The organism is Streptomyces sp. 15-116A, from assembly GCF_025290915.1.
Lineage (GTDB): Bacteria > Actinomycetota > Actinomycetes > Streptomycetales > Streptomycetaceae > Streptomyces.
On the sequence record NZ_JAOCQE010000055.1, the window covers coordinates 1 to 20874 of the forward strand.

A 20874-nucleotide genomic window follows, 5' to 3' on the forward strand; every position below is an offset into this window, starting at 1 on the left:
CGCCCGGTGCGGCGAGTGGGGGCACCTCCCACGCCCTTAAGGCAGTGGGGGAGCGTGCCGGGCGTCGCAGGGCAGGCGGGACTTTGCGGACACCCCCTAGGACCTGCGGCGGGGCTTGCCCCGTCGTGGGTTCTTCGCCGCGCCGCCGGTGCCGGTCCGGCGGCTGCCGCCCGCCGTCCGCGGCTGCTGGGCCCGGCCACTTCCCGCGCGGCGGTCCTTCTGCGGCGCGGCGCCGTCGGGCTGCTTGCGGCCGCGGGTGCTGTTGACGGTCCGGCCGCGGACGATGCCGATGAAGTCCTCCACCCGGTCCGTGTGCGCGTCCTCGGGCCAGGCCAGCGCGACGCTCGACGCGGGGGCGTCCGTGAGCGGCCGGTGGGTGAGGTCCTTGCGGTGGTGCAGCCGGGCCAGCGACAGCGGTACGACGAGCACGCCGATCCCGGCGGCGACCAGTTCCACGGCGTCGGCGGTGGTGGCGGGGCGCTCCAGGGCGGGGCGGCCGGGCAGCGCCTCCCAGCCGAGGACGTCGTCGAGGGGGTGCAGCACGATGTCGTCGGCCAGATCCTCGACGGACACCTCGTCGGCGGCGGTCACGAGATGGTCCCTGGGGACCACGACGACCGTCTGCTCGGTGTAGAGGGGGATCGCGCTGAGGACCGTCCGGTCGACGGGCAGCCGGACCAGTCCGGCGTCCGCGTCCCGGCCCAGCAGCCGCTCGGGGGCCTCACCGGGCGGCACCTGGGTGAGGGTCAGCGGGACGTCGGGCAGCCGCTCGTTCCAGATGCGCACCCATTTGTCGGGCATCACCCCGGGTACGTACACGAGCCGGAACGAGGGGGACACTTCCGAGCCTGTCACCTGGCCAGGTTACCGGCCGTGGTCGGCGCTCGCGCACACGCTCGATACCCTGGACCCCATGACGTCGCACCAGAGCACCCAGACGATGAAGCCCGCGACCGCGGCGAAGAAGCTGGGTGTGTACCTCGAGGCCACCCCCGCCGAGTTCCGTGAGGGTGTGGTCTCCCGCGCCGAGCTGAACGCGCTCCAGGCGGACCCGCCCCAGTGGCTGCGGGATCTGCGGCGCGACGGCCCGCACCCCCGTCCGGTGGTCGCGGCGAAGCTGGGCGTGTCGATCTCCGGTCTGGCGCGCGGCGGGATCACCGAGCCCCTCACCACCGAGCAGATCGAGGCGCTGAAGCAGGAGCGGCCGGAGTGGCTGGAGCGGGAGCGCGCGACTCAGGCGGAGGTCCGCAGGGAGGCGGCCCGCCTCAAGCAGCGCAAGGCGGAGGGCACGGACGACTGACGTCCCTCGCGGCACGCGGGACCACGGTGATCGTGATGTGCGCGCCCGGCCGGGCCCACACCCGGGCCGTCGCCGCGTGGTCCGCGGGCAGGGTGGGTGTGGTGGTCCGGGCGGGGCCGGTCAGCTCGATGCGCCAGCCGCCCGGCCCGGGCGGCACGGAGACCTCGGTGACTCCGTGCCCGGCCCGGTACGTGAGACGGAACACGCCCCGGTCGGGCTCGTACCCCTCGGCGGTGATACGGCCCGCCACGGCTCGAGCGTACGGCGCGGCGGTCTGTTCCTTGTTCGTGCGGAAGCGGCCCTCGGCGTCGACGGCGCAGTACCCGCCGCCGTAGCACCAGACGTAGCCCGCCCAGCCGGAGCTGTAGCGGTTCAGGGAGGCCAGGGCGTCCCGGTAGAAGCGGCCCATGTTCGGCAGGGAATTGTTCAGCGGGCCCCACTCCCCCACGACGACCGGGACACGGTACCGGCGCGGGTAGACGGTCACGGCCGACTCGTAGGCCTCGATCCAGCCCGCCGACGGGTCGTAGTCGGCGCCCGCCTCCATCGCCGTGTTGTAGAAGTGCGGGGCGTAGACCGCCTTGCGGTCGTGGATGCGGCCCAGACCGGTGGGGACGCCCTCGCCGACGATGGGGGTCGGTTCGAAGAAGATCCACGCGTCGTCGTCGACGGAGCGGACGGCGTCGGCGAGGCGGTTGTACAGCGGCGTGAGGTGGTCGCGTTCGATCCGGCGGGCGGCGGTCGGCAGGTCCTCGCCGGGGGCGATCTCGCCCATGGGTTCGTTGATCAGGTCGTAGCCGAGGACGGCGGGGTGGTCCCCGAGCCGTCCGGCGAGCACGCGCCACATGTCCGCCTGGGCGCGCCGCAGGTCCGGGTCCTCGTAGAGGTGGGTGAACGCCCGCTGCACGGCCGGTTCGAAGTACTCGGCGAACCAGTCGTCCGGGTGCGGCGTGAACGGCAGTCCGTCGGTCCTCGTGGCCCACTCCGGGATGCCGCGGTGTCCGAACGCGGGCCCGTAGACGTCCTGGTGGGCGTCGACGAGCACGTGGACGCGGTGTTCGTGCGCCCAGTCGAGGATGCGCTCGATCTTGCGGAGGTACCGCTCGCTGTAGTGGCCGCGCTCGGGTTCGAGGTCGTCCCAGAAGACCAGGAGACGGGCAAAGTTGAAGCCCCGGGCGCGCAGATCGCGGAAGTGGCGCTCGGTGATCGCGGAGAGCGCGGCCTCACCTCGGTGCGTCTTGTCCTCGACGTTCCAGCCGCGCAGGGTCAGCACGCGGCCCTGGTCGTCCGTGAGCCGGGGGATGCCGGGAGGCGGCTGCGGGTGATCGGTGGTCTCCGCCCGGGCGGCTCCGGTGGAGAGCAGCAGGGCGCTGAGGGCTGTGCAGACGAACGCGGCGAGCAGACGGCGGTACACGGGACCTCCGGCACGGTCGGTCGGCAGTGCGGGAGATCACAGCAGGAAACGTGAGCATTGTTCAAGAGTGCGTCGGCGTCTTCCTGCTGAGCCGCGACGGCCGCGATGAGCCGGGCACCCGTGTCGATCTTCTCCGCGACCACGGGCGCCCGGGCCCTGCCTTTCCACGGGGCGCCCGGCCTGACCTACTACGGGCGCCCGGGCCCTCCCCTGCTACGGGCGCTCGGCGCCTCCGTCCTCCACCGGCTGGAGTGTCTCGGCCGGCGGTGCCGAGCCCTGGGCCGGCGCCGCCGTGGCTTCCGCGGGCTTGGCGCGGGGCCGGGTCAGGCGGAGGGCCAGGGGCTCGGTGAAGCGGGCGGTGAGGGGGCCGAGGATGACCAGGACCAGCACGTACGCCGTGGCCAGGGGGCCCAGCTCGGGTTCGATGCCGGCGGTGACCGCGAGGCCCGCGATGACGATGGAGAACTCGCCGCGGGCGACCAGGGTGCCGCCCGCGCGCCAGCGGCCCTTGGGGGAGATTCCGGCCCGGCGGGCGGCCCAGTAACCGGTGGCGATCTTGGTGAGCGCCGTGACGACGGCGAGGGCCAGGGCGGGGAGGATCACCGGGGGGATCGACTGCGGGTCGGTGTGCAGGCCGAAGAACACGAAGAAGACCGCGGCGAACAGATCCCTCAGGGGCGCCAGCAGGTTGTGGGCGCCCTCGGCGACCTCGCCCGACAGGGCGATGCCCACGAGGAACGCGCCGACGGCCGCCGAGACCTGCAGCTGCTGGGCGAGACCGGCGACGAGCAGGGTGAGGCCGAGGACCACCAGCAGGAGCTTCTCCGGGTCGTCGCTGGAGACGAAGCGGGAGATCACCCTGCCGTAGCGGACGGCGGCGAAGAGGACCAGCCCGGCGACGCCGAGCGCGATGGCGAGGGTCATGCTGCCCGCGGCGAGGCTGACGCCGGCCAGCAGGGCGGTGATGATCGGCAGGTAGACCGCCATCGCCAGGTCCTCGAGGACGAGGATGCTGAGAACGACCGGGGTCTCCCGGTTGCCCAGGCGTCCGAGGTCGCCGAGGACCTTCGCGATGACGCCGGACGACGAGATCCAGGTGACGCCGGCCAGGACCACCGCGGCGACCGGGCCCCAGCCGAGGAGCAGCGCGAGGGCGGCGCCGGGCAGGGCGTTGAGCGCCATGTCGACGAGACCGGCCGGGTACTGCGTCTTGAGGTTGGAGACCAGGTCGCTGGCCGTGTACTCCAGGCCCAGCATGAGCAGCAGCAGGATCACACCGATCTCGGCGCCGATCGCGACGAACTCCTCGCTCGCGCCGAGCGGCAGCAGTCCTCCCTCGCCGAACGCCAGCCCGGCGAGCAGATACAGGGGGATCGGCGAGAACCGCAGGCGACCGGCGAGCCGGCCCAGCAGACCGAGGCCGAGGATGATCGCGCCGAACTCGATCAGGAAGATCGCGGAGGAGTGCACGCGCTCACTCCCGCCCGAGTATCTCGGCGGCGGCCTCGATGCCCTCGCGGGTGCCGATCAGGATGAGGGTGTCCCCGCCCGCCAGCCGGAAGTCCGGCGCGGGCGACGGAATCGCCTCCGCCCGGCGCAGGACCGCGACGATCGACGCCCCGGTCTCGGTGCGCATCCGGGTCTCCCCCAGCAGCCGGCCGTTCCAGTGGGACGCGGCGGACAGCTCGATGCGCTCGGCGACCAGACCGAGGTCGGTGGTGTGCAGCAGATTGGGGCTGTGGTGGGCGGGCATCAGGGCGTCGATCAGCGCGGCCGACTCGGCGACGGACAACTTCAGCGACTGGGCGCAGGCGTCGGGATCGTCGGAGCGGTAGATGTTGACCGTGCGGGCGCCGTCCCGGTGCGCGATGACGGACAGGTGCTGGTGCTCACGCGTGGTGAGGTCGTATTTCACGCCGATGCCCGGCAGCGGCGTGGTGCTCATCCGTGGAGCAGGCACAGCCCGTCCCCTTCCAGGTTCTCTTCGTTCTCGTGCGTTCCGGCTCGCCGGGTGCGGTGTCTCCTCGCACTGATGATCCACACCCGCACCGGACATCGTGCCATCCGGCCGATCGGCCGGAACATGGGTGTTGCCACGGATGGACAAGGGCCGCGCCCCGGCCGCAGGATGCCCGGGGAGGCCGTGTCACCGCGGATCGGACAGGCCGCGTAGGCGTCCGTGCCCGCGGGTACTCGAAAGCGCTGCCGGGGACGGGAGTGAGCAGTGAACGACACGGTGATCGTTGGAGTGGACGGCTCGCCGTCGAGTCTCGCCGCGGTCGATGTCGCCGCCCGTGAGGCCCATCTGCGCGGCGCCCAGCTCAGGATCGTGCACGCCTTCAGCCAAACCGGCGACCTGGACCCGATGATCCACGGGGTGCTGGCCCAGGCCGAGCAGCGCGCCCACGACCTCGCGCCGGACCTGGACATCGCGAGGACGGTGGCGGCCGGTGACACGCTGACGGTGTTGCGGAGCGAGTCGCGGCACGCGGTGCTGGCGGTGGTCGGCCGGCGGGGGCACGGCGGGTTCGGGGACCTGCTGCTCGGCTCGACGGTGGTGAAGCTGGCCGCGCACGGGCACTGTCCGGTCATGGTGGTCCGGGGGCGTCCCGATCCGAAGGGCCCCGTGCTGCTCGCCGTGGACGGCTCGCCGGCCGGGACCGCGGCGGCGCGGTTCGCCTTCGCCGAGTGCGCGCTGCGCGAGGCGCCGCTGATCGCGATGCACGTGTGGAACACGTGGAGCGAGCCGACGCCCTACGAGGGGCCCGCCGACCCGCTGAACGTCGTCGTGGATCTGGACCGGCTGCGCGAGACCCATCAGCGGCTGCTCGTGGACGCCCTGGCGGCGCAGCGCACTGCCCATCCGGAGGTCACCGTGGAGGCGCGGCTGGAGCGGGGCCGGGTGCGTCATGCGCTGCTGGAGGCCTCGCGGGAGGCTCAGCTGCTGGTGACGGGGGCGCGCGGGCACGGCGGCTTCACCGGGATGCTGCTGGGCTCGGTCAGCCAGGCGCTGCTGTACCACGCCGACTGCCCGGTGATCGTGGTGCGGCACCAGGAGTGAGCTTCCTACCATGGGGCGCATGGCACAACGGCCTTCGGAACGGACGACGGGGACGAAGCGGACGGCGCGGACGGCTCAGGCGGCGCCTTCCGCGAAGCCGCGGCTGCTGTCGGGCGGCAACCCGCAGATCCCCAAGGGCGACGGCGACGAGCCCGTCCAGGCGTACATCGAGGCGATGCCGGACTGGAAACGGGAGGTCGGCCGCCGGCTGGACGACCTCGTGGTCCGTACCGTCCCCGGCGTGCGCAAGGCGGTCCGCTGGAACTCGCCGTTCTACGGCGTCGAGGGCAACGGGTGGTTCCTCAGCCTCCACTGCTTCACCCGGTACGTGAAGGTGACCTGGCTCAACGGCTCGTCCCTGGACCCGCTCCCGCCGGGCGCGTCCAAGCACGAGCACGTGCGCTACCTCGACATCCACGAGGACGAGGAACTCGACGAGGAGCAGCTGAGGAGCTGGCTCCTTCAGGCCGCGGAGCTGCCCGGCGACGATCTCTTCTGAGTTTCCCGGGACCTCCTGGCCACGGAACCGAGTCCCGGAATCGACCCGCACCACGACACCGGAGCAGTCCTGGAAATCCGGAACTGCACCCGGCATATTCCCTTCCGTCACCCACGGTATCGCCCTGTTCCGGCGCCCGTTGGACTTTCTGAATTCCTTACCCGCGCACGGCGATCTGGTGGGGATACGCCTCGGTCCCCTGCGTGCCTGGATGGTGTGCCACCTCCGGCTGGTCCACGAGATGCTCAGGGACACCGCCACGTTCGACAAGGGCGGGCCGCTCTACGAACGGCTCCGACCGCTGATGGGTGATGGCGTCGTCACCTTCCCGTACGCCGACCACCGCCGCCAGCGCCGGCTGCTGCAGCCCGCCTTCCGGCCCGCGCGGGTCACCGCCCATGTCGACGCGATGGGCGAGGAAGCCCTGTCCGTGTGCCGCGGATGGCGCGCGGGGCGGACGGTCGACATCAGCGCGGCCATGATGACGCTGACGACCGGCGCGGTCAGCCGCGTCCTGTTCTCCGACTCACTGGACACCGCGCGGACCGCCGAGGTGCGGGACTGTCTCACCGAGGTCGTGCACGGGCTGTTCGTCCGTACGGTGGTGCCGATCGACGCCCTCTTCCGGCTCCCCACACCGGCGAACCGCCGGTACCGCGACGCGGTCGCCCGCCTGCACCGCCTCGTCGACGCGGCGATCGCCGAACGCCGTGCGGGCGGCGCCCGCGACGACCTGCTGGGGACGCTGCCGGCCGAGGCCGGCTGCGCCGACTCCGCGGTGACGGACCAGGAGGTGCACGACCAGCTCGTCTCCCTCCTGCTCACCGGCGCCGAGAGCCCGTCCCTGTGCCTGTCCTCCGCCTTCGGCCTGCTCGCCCGGCACCCTGAGACCGAACACCAGCTGCACACCGAGGTCGACACCGTGCTCGCCGGACGGGAGCGGCCCGGCCCCGACGACCTGTCCCGCCTGGTCTACACACGGGCCGTGATCGAGGAGACCCTGCGACACTCGCCGCCGGGGTGGCTCTTCACCCGGATCACCACCAGGGACGTCGAGTTCGGCGGGCGCCGGCTGCCGCGGGGCACCACCGTGCTCTACAGTCCTTATCTGCTGCACCACACGCCCGCGTCGTTCCCGGAGCCGGAGCGGTTCCGCCCCGAGCGGTGGCTGTGCGGGCGGTCGCTGTCCGGGGTCGGCGACGACGGGCCGTACGGTCCGATGGTCCCGTTCAGCGCGGGCAGCCGGAAATGCCTCGGCGACAGTTTCGCCATGGCGCAGACCACGGTGGCCCTCGCGACCATCGCCCGCCACTGGCGGCTGCGCCACTGCCGGGACCCGTCGCGCCGGTGCGTCCGGCGGTCACGCTGGGACCGCGGTCGCTGCCGATAATCGTGTCGGAACGGGCGCAACAGCCGGAACGGGCGGAATTCCGGAGGGCGGGTGACGAAGATGCAGACGACGCGTGAGAAATTGCCGGTCGACACACAGAACGGAATTACCGGGCCCCCTTTGACCGAGATGATCGACACTCATCTCCACATGCCTTTCCCGTTCGCGAGCAATCCGCATGAGCCTGAAAAATGATCGCCCGCACCCGGCCGGCCGAACTCGCCTCGTACACCAGCCCCGGCATGGACGCGGGTCTGCTGCAGATCATCGCGAACCAGATCGCGTACCAATTCGTCTTCGACGACCGGGCGGAGGAGGTCGGCCGGAAGTCGCCGGGCCTGCTGCTGCCGATGCTGGAGGAGAGTGTCGCCGTCCTGAGGGACGACGCCTTCCCCTCGACCACCCTCGGTGCGGCCCTGGCGGATCTGTACCGGCAGGTCAGGGAGCGGTGCACGCCCGCGCAGGCCGCGCGCTGGGCCGCCAAGAGCCGTGAGTACGTGCACGGCCTGCTGTACGAGGCCGTCGCACAGGCCCACACCCCGCCGATACCGACCCGGCTGTGCACCTCGATACGGGCGCTCACCGCGGGCGTCTTGCCCCGGCGGATGGCGAGCTCGACCGCCTCGAACGGGCTGCCCCCGGTGACCGTCCAGCACTCCTCGCAGAATCCGTCCTCCGCGTCGTCCCCCACCTCGCCGCGCACAACCAGGCCGCGGAGGCCATCCGGGCCGCGGGGTTCGGGCCCACGGCGGCCGCCCGCCATCTGCTGGAGGTGCCCTGCGAGGGACGGCCCGAGGCGGTGGCCTGTCTGCGCGAGGCGGCCCGCGAGTACTTGCGCGCGGGCGCCCCGGAGGCCGCCCGGCGGTTGCTGACGCGGGCGCTGCAGGAGCCGCCGCTGCCGGAGGAGCGCGCCGCGTTGCTGCACGAACTCGCCTGCTCCACCTTCCTGATCAAACCCACCGCCACGGTCGTCCACCTCCAGCAGGCGCTGGAGGAGCCCGGGGTCGATCCGGAGCTGCGCGCGTCCATCGTGTACCGGCTCACGCAGGCGCTGGCGCACACCGACCGGATGGCCGAGGCCGCGTCCGTCGCCGCCGAGGAGGCGCGGCGTGCCGAGCATCCCCGGATCCGGCTGCGCATGCAGGCCGACCACTTCGTGGAAGGTGACCGGACGGAGCCTGGAGGAGCGGTACATCCTGGGTCTGCGCGCCTGGGACGCCGTGGTGTGCGGCGAACCGCGCGGGACGGCACTCGCCCACGCCGAGCGGGCCCTGCGCGGCGGGCTGAGCTGGACCCACGAGAACCGGGGCTTCGAGGTGCCGGTCTCGGTGGCGCTGGTGTTCATGTACTGCGACCAGCCGCGGCGGGCGGAGGAGTTGTCCGCCCGGGGCATGGCCGAGTGCGAGGCCAGGGGCTGGCGCGGCTCCCATCTGGTGCTCGGGCAGACCCTCGCCGGGTACATCCGCTACCGCCGCGGCTGTCTGGCCGAGGCGGAGAACCTGGTGAGGGAGGGGCTGCGCATCGCCGACCGGGTGGAGGGCGCGGTGCCCGCCCAGTGGTACGCCATCGGCGTCCTGGTGCAGACCCTGCTGGCCCGGGGACGCACGGCGGCGGCCCGTCGGCTCGCCGACTCCTACCGCTACGGCGAGGTGACCCCGAACGCGGTGATCTACCCCGAGCCGCGCACGGTGTACGCCGAACTGCTGCTCGCGGAGGGGCGGGACGCCGAGGCAGCCACGCTGCTGTCCGATGTAGGGGACTGGCTGGAGGGGCGGGACTGGCGCAACCCTGCGTGGTGCCCGTGGCAGCTGCGGCTGGCGTCTGCGCTCGCGCGCAGCGCGCCCGACCGGGCGGTCCATCACGCCCAGGAAGCGGTCAAGCGGGCCCGGGACTTCGGTGCGGCCTCCGTGATCGGGCAGGCGGTGCACACCCTGGCCGAGGTGACCGGCGGACCGGCCTCGCTCGACCTGTACGCGGAGGCCGTCGACCAGCTGCAGCGGTCGCCCGCCTCCTACGAGCTGGCCCGTGCCCTGGTCGGCCACGGGGCGGCGCTGTCCCGCGAGGGGCGGCTGCAGGAGGCCGCGGACCGTCTCTACCGGGGGCTGGAGGGCGCCGTGCACTGCGGTGCGGAGGCGCTGGCCGGCCGGGCCAGGGACGAGCTCGCCGCGGCGGGGCTGAGGCCGCTGCCGCTGCGGTACGCCCAGACGGACACGCTCACCGCGCCCGAGCGCAAGGCGGCGGAACTGGCCGTGCGGGGCATGGAACCGGCGGCGATCGCCGGTGATCTGCGCCTTACCGAGCAGGGCGTACGGCATCTGCTGTCGTCGGTGTACCGCAAGATCGGCACCGATGCCTCGGGCCTCGCCGCGGCGCTGGAGTCGTTCCCCCGGCAGCGGTCGTGAGGGCCGCGGCGCCTGCGCGTCAGCCGTAGGCGCCCCTTCGCGTCAGCCGTGAGCCCTCGCGTGTCAGGACCCCGCGAGGAAGCTCAGTCGTACCCGGCGGTCGGGGTTGTCGCGGTTGGTGTCGACCAGGCAGACCGACTGCCACGTGCCGAGTTCGAGGCGGCCGTCGATCACGGGCAGGGTCGCGTGGGGCGGGACGAAGGCGGGCAGTACGTGGTCGCGGCCGTGGCCGGGGCTGCCGTGGCGGTGCTGCCAGCGGTCGTCGGCGGGCAGCAGGGTGTGCAGGGCGGCCAGCAGGTCGTCGTCGCTCCCGGCGCCGGTCTCGATGACGGCGATCCCGGCCGTGGCGTGGGGCACGAAGACGTTCAGCAGACCGTCGCGGCCGGCCGCCGTCTCCCGCAGGAAGGACTCGCAGTCGCCGGTGATGTCGACGACCCTCTCCGCGGAGCCGGTGGTGAGGTTGATGACGCGGGTGCTGAAGGCATCTGACATGCCCCCATCCTGACCCATGCGCCACGCTTCCCCTGGGAAGGCCCGGGAAGATCCACGGTCACGGCGTGGTTGTTGAAAGTGTGAGCAACGTGCGCGAGGTCGACGTGGTCGTCATCGGTGCCGGGCAGGCCGGTCTGTCCAGCGCCTATCACCTGCGGCGTACCGGCTTCGTGCCGGACCGCGACTTCGTGGTCCTCGACCACTCCCCCGGCCCCGGTGGCGCATGGCGGTTCCGGTGGCCGTCGCTGACGTACGGCAAGGTGCACGGCATGCACGCGCTGCCCGGCATGGAACTCACGGGCGCCGATCCGGCGCGGCCCTCCGCCGAGGTGATCACCGAGTACTTCGACCGCTACGAGCAGACGTTCGACCTGCGCATACGGCGCCCCGTGGATGTACGGGCCGTACGGGAGGCGGGCGACGGGCGGCTGCTGGTGGAGACCTCGGACGGCAGCTGGTCGACGCGGGCCCTGATCAACGCGACCGGCACCTGGGACCGGCCGTTCTGGCCCCGCTACCCGGGCCAGGAGACGTTCCGGGGACGGCAGTTGCACACCGCGCAGTACCCGGGGCCCGAGGCGTTCGCCGGGCAGCGGGTGGTCGTGGTCGGCGGTGGGGCGTCGGGCACGCAGCATCTGCTGGAGATCGCGCCCTACGCGGCGGCCACGACGTGGGTGACCCGGCGGCCGCCGGTGTTCCGCGAGGGCCCCTTCGACGAGGAGGCGGGCCGTTCGGCCGTGGCGCTGGTCGAGGAGCGGGTGCGGCAGGGGCTGCCGCCGCGCAGTGTCGTCTCGGTGACCGGGCTGCCGCTGAACGACGCGATCCGCCGGGGCATCGCCGAGGGCGTTCTGGACCGGCAGCCCATGTTCGACCGGATCATCCCGGACGGTGTCGAGTGGCGGGACGGCCGGCGAGTGGCGGCCGACGTCATCCTGTGGGCCACCGGGTTCCGTCCCGTGGTGGACCATCTCGCCCCGCTGAGGCTGCGGGGACCGGGCGGCGGCATCCGCCTGGAGGGCACTCGCGTGGCCGCCGATCCGCGCATCCACCTGGTGGGCTACGGCCCGTCCGCCAGCACCATCGGCGCGAACCGGGCGGGCCGCGCGGCGGTGCGGGACATCAGGCGGCTCCTGGCCGATGAGCCGCTCGCCGCCGCTTGATGTCTCGTCCTCAGTGCGGTGACGGGCGTCGTTCGTGCGGTGACGGGCGTCCTTCGCGCGGTGACGGGCGGCTCACTGCTTCGCCGGTTCCGTCTGCTTCGCCTTGCGCTGTTCGGCGTTGAACTCGGCGACGTTGCGCCGGTGTTCCTCGAAGTTCGCGGTGAAGCGGGTGTCGCCGGGCTTGACCGTGACGAAGTAGAGCCAGTCGCCGGGCGTGGGGTTGATCGCGGCGCGGAGGGCTTCCTCGCCGGGGTTGCCGATGGGGGTGGGCGGCAGGCCCATGCGCCGGTAGGAGTTGTAGGGGCTGTCGACCTTCGTGTCGGCCTTGGTGCCGGCCACCTTCGCGTGCAGCGTCGGCCGGTCGAGCGCGTAGGTGACGGTGGAGTCCATCTGCAGCGGCATGCCGCGCTCCAGCCGATTGAAGATCACCCGGGCGACCTTGCCCATGTCGGCCTCGGTGGAGGCCTCCGCCTGGACGATGCTGGCGATGGTGACCGCCTGGTAGACGTTCATGGCGTTGCGCTGCGCCCCGGCGGCGACGGGCACGCCGTTGAACTTCCGGTTGGCGGTGTCGGCCATCGCCGACAGCAGCTTCTCGGGGGTCGTGCCCTTGTGCAGCGGATACGTCCCCGGGAAGAGGTAGCCCTCCGGGTTGCCCTCCGCGTCGTTGGGCAGCTTGACGTGGGCCTTGGCGAGGGACTTCTTCGTGGTGCCGGCGGGCAGGGCGAGGGCCTTGTCGACGGCGGCGTACACCTGGCTCGCGCGCCAGCCCTCCGGGATGACGAGGGCCGTGGGGCGGGAGTCCTCCCCCTCGCCGATGATCAGCAGCGGCACCGCCACGGCGGTGCCTGCCACGACGGCCCCGGTCGCCATGAGGGCGAGACGGCCCCGGCGCGTCAGTCGGATCGAGTTCCGTGACGGAGTGTTCGTCTGCATGCGGGCACGGTAACCCGCATATCGTCACAAACCCGGCATATTTTCATCTTGTCGGTTCCAGTTGGGCATCCCGGCGTACGAGGGCCGCATAGCGCCCCGCCCGCTCCAGCAGCTCCTCGTGCGTGCCGCGTTCGACGACGCGTCCGGAGTCGAGCACCACGATCTGGTCGGCACCGCGGACGGTGGACAGCCGGTGGGCGATGGTGAGTGTGGTGCGGTTCGCCGACAGGGCGTCGATGGCCTCCTGGACGGCTGCCTCGGTGCGGGTGTCGAGGGCGCTGGTGGCCTCGTCGAGGACCAGCACCGGCGGATCGCGCAGGATGGTGCGGGCGATCGCCAGACGCTGCTTCTCACCGCCGGAGAAGCGGTGACCACGCTCGCCGACGACGGTGTCGTACCCGTCGGGCAGCGACGCGATGTGGTCGTGGATCTGCGCCGCCGTCGCCGCCGCGTACAGCTCCTCGTCGGTGGCGTCCGGCTTGGCGAAGCGCAGATTGTCGGCGACGGAGGCGTGGAAGAGGTACGTCTCCTGGGAGACGACGCCGACCGCGCGGGCGAGCGTGTCGAAGTCCAGGTCGCGCACGTCGACCCCGTCGAGCGTGACCCGGCCGCCCGTCACGTCGTACAGCCGCGGAACGAGATGACCCAGCGTGGACTTGCCCGCGCCGGTCGAACCGACGACGGCGAGGCTGGAGCCCGCGGGGACGGCGATGTCGATGCCGTCGAGGACGGGGCCGCTCTTGTCGTCGTAGCGGAACTCGACGTTCTCGAAGCGGACCTCGCCCTTGATCCTCTCCAGGCGCACCGGGTCCGGGCGTTCGGTGATGTCGATCGGCAGGTCCAGGTACTCGAAGATGCGCTGGAACAGGGCGAGCGAGGCCTGGATCTGGACGCCGGTCGACAGCAGGCTCACGGCGGGCCGGAACAGGCCCTGCTGGAGCGAGACGAACGCGACGATGGTGCCGATGGAGACCTCGGGTCCGCCCGCCTGGACGGCGACGCCCGCGGTCCAGTAGATGACGGCGGGCATGGCGGCCATGACGATCGTGATGACGGCCATGCGCCAGCGGCCGGCCATGTTCGACCGCACCTCCAGATCCACAAGGCGCTCCGACTCGCCGGCGAAGGCCCCGGTCAGGGAGTCGGAGCGGCCCATGGTGCGGCCCAGCAGGATGCCGCTGACGGACAGCGACTCGGTGACCGTGGCCGCCATCGCGGCCATCTGCTTCTGCCGTTGGGTGGTGATCTTCTTGCGCTCGTTGCCGACCCGGCGGCTGATCCACACGAACACCGGCAGCAGCGCCAGGGAGACGACGGTGAGCCGCCAGTCGAGGGCGAGCATCGCGACGACGGTCGCCACCACGCTGGTGAGGTTGGAGACCAGGGAGGTGGCCGTGGAGGTCACGGTGGCCTGCATGCCGCCGATGTCGTTGGCGATGCGGGACTGGACCTCGCCGGTGCGGGTGCGGGTGAAGAAGGCGAGCGACATGCGCTGGAGCCGGCCGTAGACGGCCGTGCGCAGATCGTGCATGACGCGCTGCCCGACGGTGGTGGAGATGAGGGTCTGCAGGACGCCGAAGACGCTGGTGAGGACCGCGCTGAGGATCATGCCGAGGGCGAGCAGGCTGAGCAGCCCGGTCCGGCCCTCGGGGATCGCGACGTCGAGGATCGCCTTCAGCAGGAAAGGCGAGGCGACGGTGACCAGCGACGAGGCGCCGACGAGCAGACCGACGACCGCGAGGCGGCCGCGGTAGGGGCGGAAGAGACGCAGGATCCGACGGACCTGCCGGGGCGGCTGCTCGCCCTTGGCTCCGGCGGGTGGGGTCCAGACGGGTTCGTGGTCGGGGTGCATGGTCTCCTTCGAGGGTGCGAACGGTCGGAGTGCAGCTCATTGTTACCTATGCTCATAATGAGTGTCCTCCTGATATTGTTCCCGCATGACCGCCCCCGACCCCGACGGCCTGCTGGCCGAGCAGCTGCTTCGGCTCACCCGCCGGGTGCACCGCATCCAGAAACGACACCTGGAGCGACGCGAACTCGGCATCACCCCCGCCCAGTCACGGCTGCTGCGCACCCTCGCGCACTACGCCTCGCCGCCGCGCATGGCCGATCTCGCCGAGCGGCTGGAAGTGGTGCCCCGGGCGGTGACGACCCTGGTCGACGGGCTGGAGGCGAGCGGCAAGGTACGGCGGGTGCCGGATCCGGCCAATCGGCGGGTGATCCGCATCGAGCTGACCGACGAGGGACGTGCCGCGCTGCGGGAGCTGCATGCGGCGCGCAGATCCGCCGCCGAGGAGATCCTCGCTCCGCTGGGCGAGGAACAGCGCGAGGTCCTGGGCCGGTTGCTCGACACCCTGATCGACGGAACGGCCGCCACACGCTGAGTCCCGCGTCCCAGCCTGTTCCGGGCGCCGGTGCGGAAAACCGGTTGCCTGCCCGCACGGAGCGGCGGCAACCTGTCACGGTTTGCTGACTCTCCGCCTGCCCGTGCTCCAAGTCCCTGGGACATCATGCAGATTCAAGACCTTCCCTATTCCGACCCGGGTGTGCCCGACGCACGCTCGGGTCCCCGATTCCTGTGGTGGCTCTTCCGCAACCAGCTGTCCGGGCAGCTCACGTCACTCGCCTGGGGGCTGCTGCACTTCGCCTCCGTCGCCTCGCTGCCGTTCTGCGTGGGTACGGCCGTGCAGGCCGCCGTCGACCGCTCGGGCGGCCGGCTCGCGCTGGCGGGCGGCCTGCTGGCGCTGGCCTGCGCCGGCAACGCGGTCGGCGACACCTTCCTGCACCGGGCGGCCGTCACCAACTGGATCACCGCCGCCGCGCGCGTCCAGCAACTGCTGGCCCGCAAGGCGGCCGCCCTCGGTGCCGCGCTGACCCGGCGGGTCGCGGCCGGTGAGGTGGTGGCCGTGTCCACCGGTGACGTCGAGAAGATCGGCTGGTTCGTGGAGGCCCTGTCGCGGTTCACCGCGGCGGCGGTCACCATCGTCCTCGTCTGCGTCGGCCTCGTCGTCTACCAGCCCGCGCTCGGTGTCGTCGTCGCCGTGGGACTGCCCGTGCTCGCCGTCGCCGTGCTGCCGCTGCTGCCCCGTGCCACCCGGCGGGCCGACGTCCAGCGCGAGAAGGCGGGGCGCGCCACCGAGCTCGCCTCGGACACCGTGGCGGGGCTGCGCGTGCTGCGCGGCATCGGCGGCGAGGAGCTCTTCCTCGACCGCTACCGCCGCGCCTCCCAGGAGGTGCGCCACGCCGCCGTGCGCAGTGCCCGCATGTGGTCGCTGATCGCCGCGATCCAGGTGCTGCTGCCGGGACTGCTGCTGATCAGCGTGGTCTGGTACGGCGTGTATCTCGCCCGCCAGGGCCGCATCGAGGTCGGTGAACTCGTCACCGTCTACAGCTCGGTCATGCTGCTGACGTATCCGCTACGTCATTTCGAAGAGATCGCGATGGCGTACTCCTTCTCCAAGCCCTCGGCCCGGCGGGCCGCGCGGGTGCTGGCGCTGGAGCGGGCCACGGACACCGCGGGTTCACGGGCCGGCGAGGCCCCCTCCGGCGATCTGTACGACCCGGAGACGGGCCTGCTCGCCCCGGCCGGTGTGCTCACCGCCGTGGTGTGCGGAGACCCCGACGCGGCGGGGAGGCTGGCCGAACGGCTCGGCGGACACGCCGCCCAGGCCGGCACCTCCGTGCTGCTCGGCGGTGTACCGCTCGACGAACTGCCCCTGGACTGCGCCCGGCAGGCCGTGCTGGTCCAGGACAAGGACCCGGTGCTGCTGTCCGGGACACTGCGCGAGCTGCTCGACGTACCCGCGTCCGGGCAGGTCGATCCGCGGGCGGCCCTGGACGCCGCGCAGTGCGGGGACGTGCTCGCGGCGCTGGTGCAGGGCTCACTGGACGTCCAGGACCCGATGGACGCGCGGCTCACCGAGCGCGGGCGGTCCCTGTCCGGGGGCCAGCGCCAGCGGCTGGCGCTGGCCCGGTCGCTGGTCACCGACCCCGAGGTGCTCGTCCTGGACGAACCCACCTCGGCGGTCGACTCGCACACCGAGGCCCGGATCGCCCAGGGCGTCCGCGCTCTGCGCGCCGGACGCACCACCGTGGTGTTCACCTCCTCACCGCTGCTGCTGGACCGGGCCGACCGCGTGGTGTTCCTGCACGAGGGCACGGTCGTGGCCGTCGGCGGCCACCGCGACCTGGTCCACACCGAGCCGCGGTACCGGGCGGTGGTGACCCGGGAGACCGAGGACGAGGTGCTGCGCGAGAACGGCCAGGTGCCGCACGAGGACAGCCATGCGCTGCGCGAGGACGCGGTGCTGCGGCGGCTGGAGAAGCTCGAAGAGATCGAGGAGACAGCATGATCGGCGTAGCGCCACCGGCCTACGATCCGGCGGCCCCGACCACGGCCGGCACCCTGCCGGTGGGAGCCCCCGCGACCGTCCGCGCGTACGTCGGCGAACTGCTCCGCCGGCACCGCCGGGCCTTCCTGCTCCTGATCACCGTGAACACCATCGCCGTGATCACCTCGATGGTGGGCCCCTATCTGCTCGGCGGGCTGGTGGAGCGGGTCTCGGACGGGGCGCGCGAGCTGCATCTGGAGCTCACGGCCGGTCTGTTCGTGCTCGCGCTCGTCGCGCAGGCGGTGTTCGTACGGCAGGTGCGGCTGCGCGGGGCGATGCTCGGCGAGCGGATGCTGGCCGATCTGCGCGAGGACTTCCTGGTGCGGTCGGTGGGCCTGCCGCCCGGGGTGCTGGAGCGGGCCGGCACGGGTGATCTGCTGTCGCGGATCACCACCGACATCGACCGGCTCGGCAACGCGATGCGCGAGGCCGTGCCCCAGCTGACCATCGGCGTGGTCTGGGCGGTGCTGCTGCTGGGCGGTCTGGTGGTCACCGCGCCCGAACTGGCGCCCGCGGTGCTGGTGGCCGTGCCGCTGTTGGTGGCCGGCTGCCGCTGGTACTTCCGGCGGGCGCCCGCCGCGTACCGCTCGGAGGCCGCCGGTTACGCGGCCGTGGCCGCCGCGCTCGCCGAGACGGTCGACGCCGGCCGGACCGTCGAGGCGCACCGGCTCGGCGAGAGCCGGGTGGCGCTGTCGGACCAGCGGGTGCGGGAGTGGACGGCGTGGGAGCGCTACACGCTCTGGCTGCGGTCGGTGCTCTTCCCCGTCATCAACGTCACCCACGTCACGGTCCTCGGCTCGGTGCTGATGATCGGCGGGGTGTTCGTCCTCCAGGGCTGGATCGGCGTGGGCCAGCTGACGACGGGCGCGCTCATCGCGCAGATGCTCGTGGACCCGGTCGGGCTGATCCTGCGCTGGTACGACGAGCTGCAGGTGGCGCAGGTGTCGCTGGCCCGGCTGGTCGGCGTGCGGGACATCGAGCCCGACGCCGGCGACGCCACGCTCACGCCCGACGGACGGCATGTGCACGCCGACCGGGTCCACTTCGGCTACCGCGAGGGCGTCGACGTGCTCCGCAAGGTGTCGCTGGAGGTCGCGCCCGGGACCAGGCTGGCGCTGGTCGGCCCCTCGGGTGCCGGCAAGTCGACACTGGGGCGGCTGCTCGCCGGGATCTACGCGCCCCGGGACGGCTCGGTCACCCTGGGCAGCGCCGAGCTGTCCCGGATGACCGCGGAACGGGTCCGGTCGCACGTGGCGCTGGTCAACCAGGAGCACCACGTGTTCGTGGGCTCCCTGCGCGACAATCTGCGGCTCGCCCGGACGGACGCGCAGGACGCCGAGCTGTGGGCTACGCTCGGCGCGGTCGACGCCGACGACTGGGCCCGCGCGCTCGACGACGGCCTCGACACCGAGGTCGGCTCGGGCGGGCTGGCGCTCACCCCGGCGCAGGCCCAGCAGATCGCGCTGGCCCGGCTGGTGCTCGCCGATCCGCACACGCTGGTCCTGGACGAGGCGACGTCGCTGCTCGACCCGCGCGCCGCCCGTCACCTGGAACGCTCCTTGGCCCGCGTCCTCGACGGCCGCACGGTCGTCGCCATCGCCCACCGCCTGCACACCGCCCACGACGCGGACGTCATCGCCGTCGTCGAGGACGGCCGCATCAGCGAGCTGGGCAGCCACGAGGAGCTGGTCGCCGCGGACGGCGCGTACGCGGCGCTGTGGCGCTCGTGGCACGGGTGAGGTGCGGTGGAACCCGGGGTGACTGGAAAACTCCGGTTGCCCCGGGTCCGGTGACGGAGCCCCCTGAGCTCGGGGGTTCATGCCCGCACGGACCTCGCCCGGCCTGGTGAGGGCCGCCTGGAGCTCGCGCGGCCCGGAGTTCCGGGGTGCCCGGTTCCGCGCGGTCTCGCGGGGGCCGGCGTGCCGTGCGGCCCCCGGCGGGGAAGCCGTGCCGTTGCGCGGTGCCGAAGCGGGGTGGAAGGCTGGAGTCAGGCACCGGCTCGGGGAACGGCCGGGACCCCGTTGGACCGGGGACCGGCGGCGCCAGTGCTCCGTGCAGTGGCGGCCCGGCGTGGGCCGCGGCGGGAACGGGCCTGTCCCCACCCCCTGGAGGTACCCGTGAACAGCGCCGACGGATGGGGCGACGACGTCTACCAGCCCGACGCGTCCGAGATCCAGGACGACGCCGGACTGCTCGACGCCGAGGACACCCTGGAGAACGACGGCGTCGCCGACCCCCTGGACCGCGGCTGGTCCCCGCCCGAGCGGCCCTGGGCCGTGGAGCACCGCGGGGTGACCGCGGCGGAGCGTCTGGAGGGCGAGACGCTGGACCAGCGGCTCGCCGAGGAGCTGCCGGATCTCGCCGCCGCCGACGGCGACGGTCTCGGCGACTGCGAGGGCACCGACGGCGAACTCCTCGACAACGAGGTCGGCGCCGCCCGCTCCGGCCGGCTCGTCGCCCCCGACGAAGGGGCGCACGAGGACGAGGAGGAGGCCCTGGTCGCCACGGACGTCGGCATCGACGGCGCGGCCGCCTCCGCCGAGGAGGCCGCCATGCACGTCGTCGACGAGGACTCCCTGCCCGGCTGACCCCGCACCGGATCCGGCACCTTGCCCGCCGGCCGCCTGCCCGCCCCCTCCGACGGGAACGCCGCCCGGAGCGCCTCGAACGCCCTGAACGCCCGGCTCGACCATGGAGCATTCATGCAGCAGGACAAGCACCCCGACTACCACCCGGTCGTCTTCCGTGACCGCGCCGCCGGATACGCCTTCCTCACCCGGTCCACCGCGCACAGCGACCAGACCATCGAGTGGGACGACGGCGAGACCTACCCCGTCGTGGACGTGGAGATCTCCTCCGAGAGCCACCCCTTCTACACGGGCAAGGCCCGCACCGTGGACGCGGAAGGCCGCGTCGCCCGCTTCGAACGCCGGTACGGCGGTGAGGGCGGCCAGGGCGCCGGCTGAGGCCCGTACGCCCGCGCCGCCGCTCAGATCACGTTGAGCGCCGCCGCGCAGCCCACCCCGCCGAGCAGCATGAACGCCGGCATCAGCACCTTCAGCTCCACCCAGCTGCCGGCCCGGAAGCGCATCGCCTTCGGCGGTCCGACCGGGTACCAGCGCTTGCGGCCCACCGGTATCGGCCACAGGATCGGGCAGCCGGAGACCGTCAGCGCGTCCCCGATGTCGTGCACCAGCGCGCCCAGCACGATCGGCAGGCCCAGCCACAGGTACTCCTGGCCCGGCGCGGTGAACAGCCAGTCGGAACCGTTGCCCGGCTTGTCCAGCACACCGGCGAGGATCCACGCGCTGGTCGCGGCCAGCAGCCACACCAGGACATCGCTGCTGGAACCCCGGGTCGCCCGCCACAGCAGCCCCTCGATGGCGAGCACCATGTGCGCGAAGAGGATCCCCAGCACCGCCCAGCGGCCACCGGCGATCGCCAGGGCCGAGGCCCCCGTGCCGATCAGGACCGCCCACAGCCAGGTGTGGGTGAGGGTGCGGTGGCCGCCGGAGCGGCGCGGGTCGCCCTGTTTCTTGGTGGCCTTGTAGACGGCGTAGGACAGCTTGTCGACGATCTCGCACAGCCCTCGGGACAGCGGTCCGAAGGCCCGGGAGATGGTCGCCGCCTTGTGGTCCAGGTCGGGGGCGAGCGCGGCACCGGCGCAGATCAGGGCGCCCGCCAGCAGGACCGGCCAGGGCATCGTGTGTCCGGCCGCGGCACTCGCCGCACCGACGCCCAGCCAGGCCGCGGCGCCCGAAAGTGAGTGTGCTGGTCCCATCATCGCCGCTGCCCGCCCCGTTCCTCGTCTGCCGCCGACCGGTTGACC

At 72.7% G+C, this 20874-nt stretch carries 20 protein-coding genes; 12 read left to right on the forward strand and 8 right to left on the reverse strand.

What is annotated here, in order from left to right:
• Positions 1-96: 96 nt before the first annotated feature.
• Positions 97-855, reverse strand: coding sequence for a LysR family substrate-binding domain-containing protein (locus N4P33_RS12530; protein WP_260826458.1), 759 nt, complete (start codon positions 853-855; stop codon positions 97-99).
• A 58-nt stretch (positions 856-913) separates the two neighbouring features.
• On the opposite strand from N4P33_RS12530, the gene N4P33_RS12535 reads away from it, so the two are divergent.
• Positions 914-1300 carry a DUF5997 family protein gene (locus tag N4P33_RS12535; RefSeq protein WP_260826459.1) on the forward strand — a complete coding sequence of 129 codons (387 nt, stop codon included), beginning with the start codon at positions 914-916 and terminating at the stop codon, positions 1298-1300.
• On the opposite strand, the gene N4P33_RS12540 is transcribed toward N4P33_RS12535, so the two are convergent.
• From N4P33_RS12540 to N4P33_RS12550, 3 genes are all read right to left on the reverse strand, one after another.
• Positions 1266-2714 carry a cellulase family glycosylhydrolase gene (locus N4P33_RS12540; protein WP_260826460.1) on the reverse strand — a complete coding sequence of 483 codons (1449 nt, stop codon included), beginning with the start codon at positions 2712-2714 and terminating at the stop codon, positions 1266-1268. The genes N4P33_RS12535 and N4P33_RS12540 overlap by 35 nt on opposite strands.
• A 213-nt stretch (positions 2715-2927) precedes the next feature.
• Entirely contained in the window at positions 2928-4184 is a 1257-nt protein-coding gene (locus tag N4P33_RS12545; RefSeq protein ID WP_260826461.1) for a cation:proton antiporter, read from the reverse strand.
• Positions 4185-4188: 4 nt separating this feature from the next.
• Positions 4189-4659 (reverse strand): cation:proton antiporter regulatory subunit, encoded by a 471-nt coding sequence (locus N4P33_RS12550; protein ID WP_260826463.1) that lies wholly within the window; start codon positions 4657-4659, stop codon positions 4189-4191.
• Positions 4660-4938: 279 nt separating this feature from the next.
• On the opposite strand from N4P33_RS12550, the gene N4P33_RS12555 reads away from it, so the two are divergent.
• The 5 genes from N4P33_RS12555 to N4P33_RS12575 all read left to right on the forward strand — a co-directional run bounded on the left by N4P33_RS12555 (position 4939) and on the right by N4P33_RS12575 (position 10066).
• Positions 4939-5775, forward strand: a complete 837-nt coding sequence (locus tag N4P33_RS12555; protein WP_260826464.1) for a universal stress protein — start codon at positions 4939-4941, stop codon at positions 5773-5775.
• Positions 5776-5794: 19 nt separating this feature from the next.
• Positions 5795-6274, forward strand: a complete 480-nt coding sequence (locus N4P33_RS12560) for a DUF1801 domain-containing protein (RefSeq protein WP_260826465.1) — start codon at positions 5795-5797, stop codon at positions 6272-6274.
• 178 nt (positions 6275-6452) lie between these two features.
• Entirely contained in the window at positions 6453-7664 is a 1212-nt protein-coding gene (locus N4P33_RS12565; RefSeq protein WP_260826466.1) for a cytochrome P450, read from the forward strand.
• 191 nt (positions 7665-7855) lie between these two features.
• Positions 7856-8536 carry a hypothetical protein gene (locus tag N4P33_RS12570; RefSeq protein ID WP_260826467.1) on the forward strand — a complete coding sequence of 227 codons (681 nt, stop codon included), beginning with the start codon at positions 7856-7858 and terminating at the stop codon, positions 8534-8536.
• A 291-nt stretch (positions 8537-8827) separates the two neighbouring features.
• On the forward strand, positions 8828-10066 hold the full coding sequence (locus tag N4P33_RS12575; RefSeq protein ID WP_260826468.1) for a hypothetical protein: 1239 nt from the start codon (positions 8828-8830) through the stop codon (positions 10064-10066).
• Between the two features lie 63 nt (positions 10067-10129).
• Here the strand turns inward: N4P33_RS12575 and N4P33_RS12580 are convergent, their stop codons facing one another.
• On the reverse strand, positions 10130-10558 hold the full coding sequence (locus tag N4P33_RS12580; RefSeq protein ID WP_260826469.1) for a secondary thiamine-phosphate synthase enzyme YjbQ: 429 nt from the start codon (positions 10556-10558) through the stop codon (positions 10130-10132).
• Positions 10559-10638: 80 nt separating this feature from the next.
• On the opposite strand from N4P33_RS12580, the gene N4P33_RS12585 reads away from it, so the two are divergent.
• Positions 10639-11718, forward strand: coding sequence for an NAD(P)/FAD-dependent oxidoreductase (locus N4P33_RS12585; protein ID WP_260826487.1), 1080 nt, complete (start codon positions 10639-10641; stop codon positions 11716-11718).
• Positions 11719-11790: 72 nt separating this feature from the next.
• Here N4P33_RS12585 and mltG read toward each other — a convergent pair whose 3' ends face one another.
• Both mltG and N4P33_RS12595 read right to left on the reverse strand, forming a co-directional pair.
• On the reverse strand, positions 11791-12654 hold the full coding sequence (gene mltG, locus N4P33_RS12590; RefSeq protein WP_260826470.1) for an endolytic transglycosylase MltG: 864 nt from the start codon (positions 12652-12654) through the stop codon (positions 11791-11793).
• Between the two features lie 43 nt (positions 12655-12697).
• A complete protein-coding gene (locus N4P33_RS12595) occupies positions 12698-14506 on the reverse strand; it encodes an ABC transporter ATP-binding protein (protein WP_260826471.1) in 1809 nt (602 codons plus the stop codon).
• An 85-nt stretch (positions 14507-14591) separates the two neighbouring features.
• Here N4P33_RS12595 and N4P33_RS12600 point away from each other — a divergent pair, with 85 nt between their 5' ends.
• The 5 genes from N4P33_RS12600 (at position 14592) to N4P33_RS12620 (ending at position 20011) form a co-directional block, all read left to right on the forward strand.
• A complete protein-coding gene (locus N4P33_RS12600; RefSeq protein WP_260826472.1) occupies positions 14592-15038 on the forward strand; it encodes a MarR family winged helix-turn-helix transcriptional regulator in 447 nt (148 codons plus the stop codon).
• A gap of 126 nt (positions 15039-15164) precedes the next feature.
• On the forward strand, positions 15165-17006 hold the full coding sequence (locus tag N4P33_RS12605) for an ABC transporter ATP-binding protein (protein WP_260826473.1): 1842 nt from the start codon (positions 15165-15167) through the stop codon (positions 17004-17006).
• Positions 17003-18784 carry an ABC transporter ATP-binding protein gene (locus tag N4P33_RS12610; RefSeq protein ID WP_260826474.1) on the forward strand — a complete coding sequence of 594 codons (1782 nt, stop codon included), beginning with the start codon at positions 17003-17005 and terminating at the stop codon, positions 18782-18784. Before N4P33_RS12605 ends, N4P33_RS12610 begins: the two co-directional genes overlap by 4 nt.
• A 378-nt stretch (positions 18785-19162) precedes the next feature.
• Positions 19163-19633 (forward strand): DUF5709 domain-containing protein, encoded by a 471-nt coding sequence (locus tag N4P33_RS12615; RefSeq protein ID WP_260826475.1) that lies wholly within the window; start codon positions 19163-19165, stop codon positions 19631-19633.
• 114 nt (positions 19634-19747) lie between these two features.
• On the forward strand, positions 19748-20011 hold the full coding sequence (locus tag N4P33_RS12620) for a type B 50S ribosomal protein L31 (RefSeq protein ID WP_260826476.1): 264 nt from the start codon (positions 19748-19750) through the stop codon (positions 20009-20011).
• Between the two features lie 23 nt (positions 20012-20034).
• Here N4P33_RS12620 and N4P33_RS12625 read toward each other — a convergent pair whose 3' ends face one another.
• On the reverse strand, positions 20035-20829 hold the full coding sequence (locus tag N4P33_RS12625; protein WP_260826477.1) for a metal-dependent hydrolase: 795 nt from the start codon (positions 20827-20829) through the stop codon (positions 20035-20037).
• Positions 20830-20874: the final 45 nt, after the last annotated feature.